At 60.4% G+C, this 14,090-nt stretch carries 11 protein-coding genes; 10 read left to right on the forward strand and 1 reads right to left on the reverse strand.

The annotated features are described in order from the left end of the window. Positions 1–3: 3 nt before the first annotated feature. Positions 4–315: a c-type cytochrome gene (locus RAN89_RS10350; protein ID WP_313866240.1), complete on the reverse strand. Its 312-nt coding sequence runs from the start codon at positions 313–315 to the stop codon at positions 4–6. 100 nt (positions 316–415) lie between these two features. Between RAN89_RS10350 and RAN89_RS10355 the strand changes: the two genes are divergently transcribed. From RAN89_RS10355 to RAN89_RS10400, 10 genes are all read left to right on the forward strand, one after another. Beyond that, complete coding sequence (locus RAN89_RS10355) at positions 416–661, forward strand: TIGR04438 family Trp-rich protein (protein WP_313866241.1); 246 nt, start codon at positions 416–418, stop codon at positions 659–661. A gap of 61 nt (positions 662–722) precedes the next feature. Beyond that, positions 723–2,579 carry a dihydroxy-acid dehydratase gene (gene ilvD, locus RAN89_RS10360; RefSeq protein ID WP_313866242.1) on the forward strand — a complete coding sequence of 619 codons (1,857 nt, stop codon included), beginning with the start codon at positions 723–725 and terminating at the stop codon, positions 2,577–2,579. 48 nt (positions 2,580–2,627) lie between these two features. Beyond that, positions 2,628–3,440 (forward strand): prolipoprotein diacylglyceryl transferase, encoded by an 813-nt coding sequence (lgt, locus tag RAN89_RS10365; protein ID WP_313866243.1) that lies wholly within the window; start codon positions 2,628–2,630, stop codon positions 3,438–3,440. A gap of 140 nt (positions 3,441–3,580) precedes the next feature. Next, positions 3,581–4,249, forward strand: coding sequence for a GntR family transcriptional regulator (locus RAN89_RS10370; protein WP_313866244.1), 669 nt, complete (start codon positions 3,581–3,583; stop codon positions 4,247–4,249). Beyond that, the gene (locus RAN89_RS10375) at positions 4,246–5,739 is read left to right on the forward strand and encodes a malonyl-CoA decarboxylase domain-containing protein (protein WP_313866245.1); all 1,494 of its coding nucleotides are present in this window, start codon (positions 4,246–4,248) and stop codon (positions 5,737–5,739) included. The genes RAN89_RS10370 and RAN89_RS10375 overlap by 4 nt, the downstream gene beginning before the upstream one ends. 43 nt (positions 5,740–5,782) lie before the next feature. Then, positions 5,783–6,826 carry a Bug family tripartite tricarboxylate transporter substrate binding protein gene (locus RAN89_RS10380; RefSeq protein WP_313866246.1) on the forward strand — a complete coding sequence of 348 codons (1,044 nt, stop codon included), beginning with the start codon at positions 5,783–5,785 and terminating at the stop codon, positions 6,824–6,826. An 8-nt stretch (positions 6,827–6,834) separates the two neighbouring features. Continuing rightward, positions 6,835–7,653 (forward strand): enoyl-CoA hydratase/isomerase family protein, encoded by an 819-nt coding sequence (locus RAN89_RS10385; RefSeq protein WP_313866247.1) that lies wholly within the window; start codon positions 6,835–6,837, stop codon positions 7,651–7,653. A gap of 55 nt (positions 7,654–7,708) precedes the next feature. Further along, positions 7,709–9,241, forward strand: coding sequence for a malonate--CoA ligase (locus tag RAN89_RS10390; RefSeq protein ID WP_313866248.1), 1,533 nt, complete (start codon positions 7,709–7,711; stop codon positions 9,239–9,241). Between the two features lie 110 nt (positions 9,242–9,351). Beyond that, the gene (locus RAN89_RS10395) at positions 9,352–10,482 is read left to right on the forward strand and encodes an FIST signal transduction protein (RefSeq protein ID WP_313866249.1); all 1,131 of its coding nucleotides are present in this window, start codon (positions 9,352–9,354) and stop codon (positions 10,480–10,482) included. After that, positions 10,479–14,075 (forward strand): response regulator, encoded by a 3,597-nt coding sequence (locus RAN89_RS10400; protein WP_313866250.1) that lies wholly within the window; start codon positions 10,479–10,481, stop codon positions 14,073–14,075. The genes RAN89_RS10395 and RAN89_RS10400 overlap by 4 nt, the downstream gene beginning before the upstream one ends. Positions 14,076–14,090: the final 15 nt, after the last annotated feature.

Here is a 14,090-nt window from a genome sequence, read left to right on the forward strand (position 1 = left end):
TGATCAGTTCAGGGATAGCACCCAAGCGGCCAGCTTCTTGGCTTCGGCTTCATTCACCTGGGCGTTGGCAGGCATGTATGCGGTGCCCCATACGCCGCTACCGCCTTTCATGATTTTGGTGGCCAAGCGGTCAACCGCTGCTTTGTCGCCCTTATATTTGCCGGCCACTTCCTTGAATGCCGGGCCCAAGACTTTCTTGTCCACCATGTGGCAAGTCATACAGTTTTTGGCTGTGGCCAAGGCTTGGTCTGCCCACGCTGCAGGCGCCATTGCCATCAGGGTTACTGTCACACTGCGCAAGAAAAATTGTTTCATCACGAGCCTTTCGGGTTTGGATACCATCTCCACAACGGGATTGTAGTAACGCACGTTGACCCCCCAGCAGAAACAGGGGCAACGCATTGGAGCAACGACGATGTACTTTTTGGGTTTGGGTTTGATTCTTCTGGTGATGAAATACATGCTCATCGAACCAGTTGCCAACTGGGCGTGGTGGCAGGTATTGATGCCTTTCGCATTGGCGGTGGCTTGGTGGGCCTGGGCGGACAGCTCGGGTTACACCAAGCGCAAGGCCATGGACAAAGAAAATGCGCGCAAACAGGCCCGCATTGACCGCCAGCGGGAAGCCATGGGTCTCCAGGGGTCAAAGAAGCGCCGCTGAGGGGGCTGGGCGATAATCATCAGGCGTCCCGACTTTTTACCGACTTACCACTTTCATTTACATGCCAGCTTATCGTTCCAAAACCACCACCGCAGGCCGCAACATGGCCGGTGCACGCGCTCTGTGGCGTGCCACGGGTATGAAGGATGGGGACTTTGACAAGCCCATCATCGCCGTTGTCAATTCGTTTACCCAGTTTGTTCCTGGCCATGTGCACTTGAAGGATCTGGGCCAGCTGGTGGCACGCGAGATTGAAGCGGCAGGCGGTGTGGCCAAAGAGTTCAATACCATCGCGGTGGATGATGGAATTGCCATGGGCCATGACGGGATGTTGTACTCGCTGCCCAGTCGCGACGTGATTGCCGACTCGGTGGAGTACATGGTCAACGCGCATTGCGCAGACGCCATGGTGTGTATCTCCAACTGCGACAAGATCACCCCCGGCATGTTGATGGCCGCCATGCGCCTGAACATCCCGGTGGTATTTGTGTCCGGCGGCCCGATGGAGGCTGGCAAGGTGCGTTTGGCCAACCCCCAAACCCAGGTGGTGGAATTCCGGAAGCTGGACTTGGTCGATGCCATGGTCATGGCAGCAGACGACAAGATGTCAGACGCGGACGTTGCGGAAGTCGAGCGCTCGGCGTGCCCCACCTGCGGATCGTGCTCTGGAATGTTCACCGCCAACTCCATGAACTGCCTGACCGAAGCCTTGGGCTTGTCCTTGCCCGGCAACGGCACGGTGGTTGCCACGCATGCTGACCGCGAACAGCTTTTCAAGCGTGCCGGACATTTGGTGGTGGAATTGTGCAAGCGTTACTACGAACAGGATGACTCCAGCATCTTGCCGCGGTCCATGGGATTCAAAGCTTTCGAAAACGCCATGGCGCTGGACATTGCCATGGGCGGCTCGACCAACACCATCCTCCACGTCTTGGCGATCGCCCGAGAGGCAGAGATCGACTTCACAATGACGGACATCGATCGCATTTCGCGAGACGTGCCTCAACTCTGCAAGGTGGCCCCCAATACCAACAAGTACCACATTGAAGACGTGCACCGTGCCGGCGGCATCATGGGCATCTTGGGTGAGTTGGACCGGGCTGGCAAGCTGCACACTGACGTGCCCACGGTCCACAGCAAAACCTTCAAGGACGCACTCGATCAGTGGGACATCAAGCGCAATCCTTCAGACGCCGTAAAGACGTTTTACATGGCTGGTCCTGCCGGCATCCCGACCCAGGTTGCGTTCAGCCAGAGTACCCGCTGGCCCAGTCTGGATACAGATCGCGCAGAGGGTTGCATACGCTCCTACGAGCATGCCTTCTCCAAGGAAGGCGGTTTGGCAGTGCTGCGAGGAAACATTGCACTGGACGGCTGTGTGGTGAAGACCGCCGGTGTTGACGAGTCCATCCTGGTGTTTGAAGGTCCTGCCCACGTGGTGGAGTCTCAAGATGAAGCCGTGGCCAACATCCTGGCCGACAAGGTCGTGGCAGGCGACGTGGTTATCGTGCGTTATGAAGGCCCCAAGGGCGGCCCCGGCATGCAAGAAATGCTATATCCCACCAGCTACATCAAGTCCAAGGGTCTGGGCAAGGCCTGCGCCCTGTTGACTGATGGCCGTTTCTCGGGTGGTACCTCAGGGCTGTCCATCGGCCACGCTTCGCCCGAAGCCGCTGCCGGTGGCGCGATTGGCTTGGTGCGCAATGGCGACCGCATCCGCATTGACATCCCTAACCGTTCCATCAATGTGTTGGTCTCTGATGAAGAGCTCGCGGCGCGCCGTGTGGAGCAGGACAAGCTGGGCTGGAAGCCTGCGCAGCCCCGCCCCCGCAAGGTGACTGCAGCCCTCAAGGCCTACGCCAAGCTGGTCATGTCTGCGGACAAAGGCGCTGTGCGCGACCTGTCCTTGCTTGACTAAACCCACCCGCCCGGGGCCCTTACAGGCTCCGGGCGCATTTGTTTCCCCATGCTGATCCATCCCCATATTGACCCGGTTGCATTGCAGCTCGGTCCGGTCGCCGTGCACTGGTACGGGCTGACCTACCTCGTGGCCTTCGGGCTTTTTTTGTTTCTGGGGTCCCGCAGATTGCGGCACGCGCCGTTTGCGGCAGTTCAGGGCAGTGGAGCCTGGTCGTTCAAGGATGTCGAGGACATTCTGTTCCTGGGCGTAGTGGGCGTAGTGCTCGGTGGGCGCATCGGGTACTGCCTGTTTTACAAGCCCGCGTATTACGCCGCCCATCCTCTGGAGGTGTTGTTTGTCTGGCAGGGAGGCATGAGTTTTCATGGCGGCATGCTGGGTGTGATTGCGTCCATGGTCTGGTTTGCGGTGTCCCGCAACAAGCCCTTCTGGCAGGTGGCGGATTTTGTGGCGCCTTGCGTGCCTACCGGCCTGGCATCCGGCCGGGTGGGCAACTTCATCAACGGCGAGCTGTGGGGCCGGGTCGCCGATCCGTCCTTGCCGTGGGCCATGCTGTTCCGTGATGGTGGCCCGTTGCCGCGGCACCCCTCACAGATTTACCAGTTCTTGCTCGAAGGGATGCTGCTTTTTGTGCTGCTGTGGTGGTACGCCAGCAAGCCGCGTAAGCAGGGGAAGGTTGCTTCGGCCTTTTTGTTCGGCTATGGGGTGTTCCGATTCATTGCCGAGTTCTTCCGGGAGCCGGATGCGCATCTCTTGTGGCTGCAGCAGCAAACCGGCTTGAGCATGGGCCAATGGTTGTGCGTGCCCATGATCGTGGGCGGCGCAGCCTTGTGGGTCTGGGCAGCTCGCCGGTCCCACTGATATCCATGACAAACCGGGTCGCGCCCCGAGGGTAAATACGGGGCTCAAAAGAGCGGCATCTCTTTACCATTGCTTGTAATTACACGTAATTATGAAAAATTACGTAGCACTTATCAGCCTTGTGGAGCCCGACCCAACCCATGCGAGCCGTCCCCAATTCACTGCATGATGACGTAGCCGACCGGCTGCGCTCCCGCATCTTTGAAGGGGCTTTGCACGCGGGCGCGTTTATTGACGAAGCCGCGCTATGTACCGAGTGGGCGATTTCTCGCACACCGCTGCGGGAGGCACTCAAGGTACTGGCCGCGGAGGGTCTGGTGCGCCATGAGCCCCGCCGCGGTAGCTTTGTCAGCGAGGTCACGGAACAGGATCTGGACGAGATTTTTCCGGTGATTGCACTGCTAGAAGGGCGTTGCGCCTTCGAGGCCACCCGCAAAGCCACGGCTGCAGACATTGCCGCGCTGGATACTTTGCATGACAGTCTGCAGGCCCACGCAGCGGCGCGCCGCATCCCCGATTACTACGCAGCCAATTACAGCATTCATGAGGCCATCATCACCCTGGCGGACAACCGCTGGCTGGCCCAGGTGATTGCGGATTTGCGCAAGATCCTCAAGCTGGCCCGCCTGCAGCAGCTGCATGCCCCCGGCCGCTTGGAGCAGAGCCTGGGCGAGCACTTGGCCGTTTTTGCTGCTATCCGTGCGGGTGATGCAGAGGCCGCCGATGCCGCCATGCGCAAGCATTTGATGCGCCAGCGCGATGCCTTGCGGGAGCTGGCCCGCCACGGAAAGAGCAGGTTACTCGCATGACTCAGGACTCCTGGATCAACCGCAATGTGGCCCGCCTGCTGCCGCGCAGCTTTAAGGAAAATACGGCTCCGGCGCCCGCAGAATCTGCGCAAGCAGCTCCTAAAAAAGGAGCAAACGATGCGGCCGCTCCGGCGCCCAAACGCACGGGGCCACGCAGCACGCGCGAGCGCCTGCAGGCCACGCTGCGCCAGGGGGATGAGGCCTTGTCACCCCGCGTCTTGCGCCGCATCCTGCAGGAATTGCAAGCCGTTATCGATGAGCGGGTCAGTGAGGTCGAAGGTGGTCGTCGCGCCGCAGCCCTGATGGCTTGGTACGCCGGTGCCACACCCGCCCGGCGGCTGGACCTCTGGTTGCTGATGAGCGAAATGTTTGTCGCCGACCCGGTCAAGGCCCAGGCCGCTCAAGCCAAGTTTGCGGCCGCCTTGGGCACGCCGGACGAGGCAGCCGCCGAGGTGCACTACCGCCGCGCTACCGTCTCTCCACGCCGGCGCCTCTTGCAGCGCTTCAGTGCAGACGCCACCGGCATTCGCTTTCTGGTCAACCTGCGGGCAGAGATGCAGTCCGCCGTCAAAACCGACAAGCGCTTGCAAGCGCTGGACGTGGAGATGGAATACATGTTCTCCACCTGGTTTGATGTGGGTTTCCTGGAGCTGCGGCGCATCAGCTGGGATTCACCGGCTTCGCTGGTTGAGAAGCTCATCAAGTACGAAGCGGTGCACGATATCAAGAGCTGGGCAGACGTGAAAAACCGTCTGGACTCGGATCGCCGCTGCTACGGCTTTTTCCACCCCCGCTTGCCGGATGAGCCCCTGATTTTTGTGGAAGTGGCGCTGGTGGATGCGCTCACCGACTGCATTACGCCGCTCCTGGACGAGTCCGCCGACGCGGCCGACCTGAACGCTGCCACGACGGCCATTTTTTACTCCATCAGTAACACCCAGGACGGGCTGCGTGGCGTGAGCTTCGGGGACTCGCTGATCAAGCGCGTGGTCGAAACCCTCAAGGCAGAGTTTCCCCAGCTCAAGACCTTCGCGACGCTCTCGCCCATTCCCGGCTTCCGCAGCTGGTTGCAGAAGAACGCAACGGCCCAGCTCGAACAGCTTGACGACAAAGCCCGTGAAGAGTTGGGCCGCGCCTGCGGATTCGAGCCCGTCACGGCCGCGCACTTTCTGACGGCGGCCGAGTCCCCCCTGTCTCTCAAGACCGGCTCCCCGGTGCAGCACATGCTGATGCGCTGCGCGGCGCAGTATTTGGGCCGGGAGACTGTGCATGGCAAGCCGCTGGACCCGGTGGCGCGCTTTCACTTGGGCAACGGCGCGCGGGTGGAGCGGCTGAACTGGGCGGGCGACCCATCGCCCAAAGGCATCAAGCAGTCCTACGGGCTGATGGTGAATTACCTCTACGACCTCAAGCGGCTGGACAAGCACCGGGAAGGGCTGGCCAGTGGCCGCATCCCGGTGGCCAGCGCGGTGAGCAATCTGTTTTTTTAGTGTGCGCGAACGGTACTTCCATTCATACAAGCAGGAGACAAACATGGCGAATCACAACACAGACAATGCAGACAACACGTTTTTTCCATTCCCACCCGATGCAGCACTAAGCCGCCGCAGCCTGCTGGGAGCAGGTTCCGTCGCGGCCGCCGCTTGGGCACTGGCTCCGGCAAGTGCTCTCGCTCAGGCCAAGTGGCCCGCCAAGCCGGTCACGCTGGTGGTGCCCTTTCCGGCCGGCGGCGGCACTGATGCGTTTGCGCGCCCTATGTCGGCGCAGTTTTCCAAGCTCACTGGCACCCAGCTGGTCATTGACAACCGGGGTGGCGCAGGCGGCACCTTGGGCGCCAGCATTGCATCCAAAGCGCAGCCCGATGGCTACACCTTGTTCATGGGCGCGGTACACCACGCGATTGCGCCCAGCATGTACCCCAAGCTGGACTACGACATCGAGAAAGACTTCATCCCCCTCGCGCTGGTGGCCAACGTGCCCCAGGTGCTGGTGGTGAATCCCAAGAACGTACCCGGCGACTTCAAGGCCTTTCTGGCGCAGGTCAAAGCCAGCCCCGGCAAGATGAACTACGGCTCCGCAGGTGGCGGAACCTCCCACCACCTGGCCGGCGAATTGTTCAAACAGCAGACGGGCACCTTCATCACCCACATTCCCTACCGCGGTGCCGGTCCGGCTTTGCAGGACTTGATGGCGGGCAGTGTGGACATGATGTTTGACGGATTGGGCTCTTCCGCCAACCACATCAAGGGCGGGCGCATCAAGGCGTTGATGGTGTCCGGCACCAAACGCAGCCCGGCCTTCCCCGATGTGCCCTGCGCGGCGGAACTGGGCCTGCCCAACTACACCGTGACCACCTGGTACGGCTTGTGGGCACCCAAGGGCACCCCCGCCGATGTGCAGGCGCGTGTGGTGGAAGAGGTGAACCGCCTGGCTGCAGCGGACGAAATCAAGACCGCGTGGGCCAACAACGGTGCCGAGTTCGGCAAGCTCACCCCCGCGCAATTCGGCACTTTTGTGAGTGCAGAAATCAAGCGCTGGGCGGCAGTCGTCAAGGCCTCCGGCGCCAAACTCGACTGAGGGGCGACATGGCGGGTGGTATTGCAATCGAGCAGGACGCTTTCGGCACCCCCGGGGTCTGGCGGCTGACCTTGACCCACACGGGAAAGTTCAACGCCATGTCCCGCAGCATGTGGACGGAGTTGAAGGAGGTGTTTACCGCGGTGCAGCAGGACGCCAGTGTGCGCTGTGTGCTGTTGCAGGGCGACCGAGGGCATTTCTGTGCCGGGGGCGACATTGCCGAGTACCCGTCCTTCCGCTTTGACGAGGCGCAGCTGCGCCACTTCCATGAGCAAGAGGTGTGGGGCGGCTTGCAGGCCATGCTGGATTGCGATGTGCCCATCGTCGCGCGCATCGAAGGAAATTGCATGGGCGCGGGCATGGAAATCTCAAGTTGCTGCGACCTGCGCCTGGCGACTGATACCGCCCGCTTCGGTGCGCCGATTGCGCGCTTGGGTTTTCCCATGGCGCCGCGGGAAGCTGCCTTGGTGGGGCAGGTGGCGGGCGCCACCGTGGCACGCGCCATGCTGCTCGCCGCCGAGGTGTTTGACGCTGCCGCCATGCTGGGTCACGGCTTTTTGACCCGCGTGCACACGCCAGACACGCTGGACGATGCCTGCCGCGATGTGGCCGTTCGCATCGCCGGTTTGGCGCCACAGGCCGCCCGCTTGAACAAACAGACACTTCGGGCAATAAATCGGCCCCTGGCGCCCGTGGAATATGCGCAAGAAGCTCCTGAATTGATAGCAAATGAGCCGGCGGGCGTCGACCCTTACGCCTACGCCAACTCCGCGGAACACCGGGAAGGCATTGCCGCCTTTCTGGCCAAGCGCCCGCCGGTGTTCTAGCCCGGTCCCGCACTGCCATCTTTCCCACGTAATCATGAACGTTTGAGATCCCGTTATGAACACACTCTCCACCGACCACAACCTTTTCACCGCGCTGCGTGCGGCATTCCCCGCTGACCTGGATGCCGTTGCGGTAGAGACAGACAGTGGCTTGCACTATTCCTGGCGAGACCTGGACGAGGCTACCGCCATGGTGGCCAACCTGTTCGGCTTTCTGGGCCTGCCGGCGGGTACCCGCGTCGCGGTGCAGGTGGACAAATCGGTGGAGGCACTGGTGCTGTATCTGGCCACGCTGCGGGCGGGCTTGGTGTACCTGCCGCTCAACACGGCCTACCAGAGCGCGGAGATGGACTACTTCATCAGCGATGCCAAGCCGGCGGTGCTGGTGTGTGCAGGCCGCAACTTCGGCTGGCTGAGCAAAATGGCGTTTCTGGCCGGCACGCAGTACGTGTTTTCGCTCAATGACGACCGCACCGGCACGCTGCTGGAGCGGGCATCCCAATTTCCACGCACCCACACACCGGTGCCGCGCGCTGCCAACGATCTGGCCGCCATCATTTACACCAGCGGTACCACCGGTCGCAGCAAGGGCGCCATGCTCAGCCACGGCAATCTGCTGAGTAATGCCCGCGTACTGCAAACGTACTGGGACTGGAAGAAAGGCGATGTGCTGATTCATGCTTTGCCTATCTTCCATGTGCATGGCTTGTTTGTGGCCATCCACGGCGCGCTGATCAATGGCAGCAAAATGCTCTGGTGCGCCAAGTTCGAGCCGCAAACGGCCTTGCGCATGATGGCCCGGGCCACGGTGTTCATGGGCGTGCCCACTCTTTACGTGCGCTTGCTGGCCGAGGCGGGGCTGAACACCCAGTCCACCCGGAACATGCGCCTCTTCATATCGGGTTCCGCGCCCATGCTGGTGGATACGCACCGCCAGTGGCAGGAGCGCACCGGCCACACGATTCTGGAACGCTACGGCATGTCGGAGACCGTGATGTTGACGTCCAACCCCTGTAAACCAGCGGATGGTGAGCGGGTGGTGGGCACCGTAGGGCAACCACTGCCGGGTGTGCAGTTGCGGGTGCGTGACGAGTCCGGCCGTCACGTCCAGGCGGGTGATACCGGCGGCATCGAGGTGAAGGGCCCCAATGTGTTCCAGGGCTACTGGCAGATGCCGGAAAAAACCGCGCAGGAGTTCACTGCCGACGGCTTCTTCAAGACCGGGGATGTGGGCCACATCGATGCCAAGGGCTATGTGACCATCGTCGGCCGCAGCAAAGACCTGATCATCAGTGGTGGCTACAACGTCTACCCGGCCGAGATTGAGGGCTACATCAACAACCTCCCCGGTGTGGACGAGAGCGCCGTGGTGGGCGTGCCGGATGCCGATTTTGGGGAGGTGGGCGTGGCCGTCGTGGTGCCCAAGGCCGGTCACCAGGTGGACGGTGCACAGGTGGTTGCCACCTTGAAAGGCATGTTGGCCAACTTCAAGGTCCCTAAACGCTGCGTGGTGGTGGATGCCTTGCCGCGCAACGCCATGGGCAAGGTGCAAAAGAATCTTTTGCGTGACCAGTACAAGGCGACTTAGAATACGGTAAATTTGTTAAGTGTGAGATAAATGCCAATTTCTGTGCATTTGTCTCCTAAGCGTCGTATCATGGTTACGGGCTGCAAATTCCAACATACCGGAGCCGACGCATGCAAGTATCTCAAACCACATGGCGCACCAGTTCTAAAGCTGCGGAGGGCTTGTCTGCCATGGCTGCATCCGGGCCCCAATGGGTGCTGGCCTTTGGCAATGAAGACCTGTTGCGATCTGCCCAACCTGAACTGAGCAAGGCCTTCGCCGGTGCCGTTCTGATGGGTTGCTCCACAGCCGGCGAAATTTCCGGCGACGGGGTGGCCGACGATTCTCTGGCGCTGACGGCCGTCCGCTGGGATTCCACCTGCATGCAGCCCGCCGCCACAGACCTCAAAGACATGGACGATTCTTTTGACGCGGGCGTTCGCCTTGCGTCCGGTTTGCCACGTGACGGTCTGCGTGCCGTGGTCGTGATCGGGCAGGGCGTCCAGATCAATGGCAGTGCATTGATCCTCGGCTTGTCGCACGTGCTGGGCGCGGACGTGCCGATCGTGGGCGGCCTGGCCGGCGACGGCGCAGCCTTCGTGCGAACCGTGGTGCTGGATCACTCAGGCGTCAGTGCCACCCGGCTGGTGTGCGCTGGCCTCTATGGCAGTGACCTGCAGGTGTCTCACGGGGTGTATGGCGGCTGGTCAGCCTTCGGCCCTGCCCGGCGGGTGACCAAAGCCCGTCGCAATGTGCTTTTCACCCTGGATGGCGAGCCGGCGTTGGCGACCTACAAACGCTATCTCGGGGAGCACGCCAAAGATTTGCCAGCGTCAGGATTGCTGTTTCCGTTCTCGGTGGTGTCGGCAGGCGGTAAAGAGGAAGGTTTGTTGCGCACCATTCTCGGTATCGATGAAGCGGAGGGCAGCATCACGCTGGCCGGCGACGTGCAGGAGGGCGGTTACCTGCGCATGATGCAGGCGGGCACTGACGCGCTGGTGAATGGTGCAGAGCAGGCAGCCCAGGGACTGAAGATCCAACAGTCTGACGGACTGGCCTTGATGGTCAGCTGCGTGGGACGCAAGCTGGTCATGGGCGGGCGTGTGGATGAGGAAGTGGAGGCCGTGGCTGCCGTTGTAGGAACAGGACCGACTCTGGCCGGTTTTTATTCGTATGGTGAAATCAGCCCGGCGCACAATGGGGCGCAGTGTCTCCTGCATAACCAGACGATGACCATTACCTATTTTTCGGAATCGGCATGACAGAGACGGGACGTCTCCTGAGTCACAAATTGTTGGCCAGGCAGGTCAAACGAAACCTGGGCCTGGACCCGCAGGCATGGGCTGTGGTGCAGCAGGAGCTTGAAGGTTTGCAAGAGGGCGTACCGCTGTCCCCGGCTACCTTGCAGGCGATCAAAGGCCTCGGGCCTTTGATGCATGAAGTGGAAGAGGCCTACCTCCAAAACGACCGGGACCTTGAGCTTAAAAGTCGCAGCCTTGAACTCAGTTCAGTCGACCTGAGCGAAAGCAATACCCGACTGCGTGAAGAGCTGGAAAGCCGCACGCGGGCCATGGACTCCCTGCGTGCTACTGCGACCGCGTTGATGGCACAGGTCGATCCGGACCATCCCCCGTTGATCGACGATTCGCTGGAGTCCCTGTCGGAGTTGATGAGCACTCTGGTGCGCCAGAAAGAGGACAGTCAGAAGGATCTTCAGTTCGCCCTGACCGATTTGGCCAACCAGAAGTTCGCACTGGACCAGCACGCCATCGTGAGCATCACCAACGCGGCGGGTGACATCGTGTATGCCAATGACAAGTTCTGTCAGCTCAGCGGTTATTCGCGTGGCGAACTGCTGGGCCAGAACCACCGCATGATCAATTCAGGTCTGCAGGACAAGGTGTATTTCACCAATCTGTGGGCCGTCATTACCGCAGGCAAAGTCTGGCGGGGTGAAATTTGCAATCGCTCCAAATCAGGGCAGCTCTACTGGGTGGACGCCACCATCGTTCCGCTGAAAGACGACAGTGGCAAGCCCAATATGTACATCGCCATCCGCACGGACATTACGGCCCGCAAGCGCATGGAGGTCAATATAAAGGCCGCGGAAGCGCGGCTGCGGCACATCACCAACACTCTGCCGGGTGTCGTGTTCCAAGTACATGTCAGTGAGCGTGGCCAGCGCTACACCTTTGTGAATGATCGCGTTCAGGAGGTGCGCGGCATCAGTGTGCAGGAGCTGCTGGACGACCCCAAATCTGCCTCCCGCCAGGTGTTGGAAGAGGACTGGCCTGCCGTGCGCGACGGTGTGTATATGGCAGCCCAGCGGCGCGAAGCCTGGCAGGGTGAATACCGCATTCAGTTGCCCAACAAATCCATACGCTGGATTCGTACCGAAATCAGCCCCGAGCAAGAGTCCGGTCAGGACGGGGCTACCGTTTTTACCGGCATCTGGCAGGATGTGACCCGTGCCAAAGAAGCTGATGAACGGCTGCGCGAGGTAACCCGACACATTCCGGTGGCGGTGTTCCAGTATTTCGTGACCAAGGGCGGCTTGTTCAAGATCGCCTTTATGAGCCACGCGGCAGAAACCATGATGGGCGTGCGCATCGACACCTTGATGAGCGACTCCAACGCCTTCTTGCAGTGTCTGCATCCCGAAGACCGTACAGCGGTCGCGCAGTCCTTGGTGGAGGCGTCTGCCGCTGGCGCTCCATGGGGCTTGGATTTCCGGATGGTCAATGCACAGACCATGGAAATATTCTGGGTGCGTGGTGAGTCGCAGCCGCAGTACAAACCCAATGGCCATATCGTTTGGAACGGATACCTGACCGATGTGACCCAGGCCCGCCACATATCCGAAGAGTTGCAGAAAGCCAAAGATGCTGCGGAGGCGGCCAATCGCGCCAAGTCTGATTTTTTGGCGAACATGAGCCACGAGATCCGTACACCCATGAATGGTGTCATTGGAATGACCGAGCTGTTGCTGGACACGGTACTGGATGCGGAACAGAAGGAGTATCTGAATATTGTGAAGACCTCGTCCGAAGCCTTGCTACGGGTGATCAACGATATTCTGGATTTCTCCAAGATTGAAGCCGGCAAGATGGACATCGAGTCCATTCCCTTTAATCTGGAACGCACGGTCGCCGACACTCTCAAGACCGTGGTGTTGCGGGCTCACGATAAGGGCTTGGAGGTGGTCTGGGACGTGGCTCCTGATGTCCCGCGTGCCTTGGTGGGTGACCCGGGGCGCTTGCGGCAGGTGCTGGTCAACATTTTGGGTAATGCCATCAAGTTCACTGAACGTGGCGAAGTGGTATTGCGCATCCGTCAGGAAATGGCGTCCAGCGGAAAACCCCTGCTTCATCTCACAGTGAGCGATACCGGCATTGGCATCCCCGCCAGCAAGTTGGGCAGCATTTTCGACGCTTTCTCCCAGGAGGACAGCTCCACCACCCGCAAATACGGTGGGACAGGATTGGGATTGACCATCTGTGCCCGCCTGGTCGAAGGCATGGGTGGCACGATCTGGGTGGAAAGCACGCCTGGACAGGGCAGCGTGTTCCACTTCACTGTGGCCTTGGTCAAGGACACGACTGCTCCGGTAGAGGCATCGTCCCTGACACGGTTCGATGGCCTTCACTTCCTGGTGGTCGATGACAACCAGGTCAACCGCGAAGTTGTGTGCGGCATGCTGCATGCATTCGGGGCACGCACCAGTGAGGCGGATTCTGGCCGTGCCGCATTGGATTGGTTGGGTCAGCAAACTGTGGCAACGGGGCAGACCCCTTGCGATCTGGTGCTGCTTGACGGTCAAATGCCACAGATGGACGGTTTTTCCACAGCACCGCTGGTGCGTGCGCTGCCCAATTGCGGCAGCTTGCCGATGGTTCTGCTTTCGTCCGCCGGCATGAAAGGCGACGGTCAACGTTCACGCCAGGTGGGTATCGCGGGCTATCTGTCCAAGCCGATTGCACGGCAGGATTTGCTGCAAATGGTCTCCGGCGTCTTGCAACTGCATAAAGTGCGGCCTGAGGTTCTGGTCACCCGCCACTCCATTCGTGACTCGCATCCAGTCCTGGACGTTCTGCTGGTGGAGGATCACGCCATCAACCAGAAACTGGCGGTCACTCTGCTGCAGCGATGGGGGCATCGTGTGGACGTGGCTGACAACGGACAGATTGCACTCGACATGCTGCCCAAGCATCCGTATGACTTGGTGTTGATGGACATGATGATGCCGGTGATGGACGGGCTGGAGGCGACCCGCCGCATCCGGGCCAATGAGCGCGGACGGCGCATACCCATCATTGCCATGACGGCCAATGCCATGGAGTCGGACCGCAATCTTTGCCTCGAAGCCGGCATGGATGACTACATCGCCAAACCCATCAAGCCGGATGAGTTGCAGCAAAAAATTTTGCAGATATCCCACGCCACGCTGGGTAAGACTGATGTGGAGGTCAGTGTAGGCCAGTCCTCTTCCAGTCTGGCGACGCAGGACGATGGGATATTTGATTACGCCAAAGCCTTGAGCGAAGCGGATCAAGAGATGGTGGATATCGTGGTGGATGCGTTCATTGAGCAATGGCCCAAAGAGAGGCAAAGGCTGGGTGCTATGGCGTCTGCAGGTGACTTCAATGGTCTGCTTCACGTGGCCCATGCCCTCAAGGGCACCTTGGCGCTTTTCGGTGCCGCACCTGCCAGCAATCTCGCACATCGACTGGAAGCCATGGCAGCTTTTGCCGACAAGACGTCGGTCGGTAGCGTGGTGGAGCCTCTGATTCAAGAAGTAGAGCGCCTGATGTTAATTTTGCGCAACCGGTCAGCCGGGTTCGGCGGTCCGATTTAAGGCGATACTGTGACC

The sequence above is a fragment of the Rhodoferax mekongensis genome (genome assembly GCF_032191775.1).
Classification (GTDB): domain Bacteria; phylum Pseudomonadota; class Gammaproteobacteria; order Burkholderiales; family Burkholderiaceae_C; genus Allorhodoferax; species Allorhodoferax mekongensis.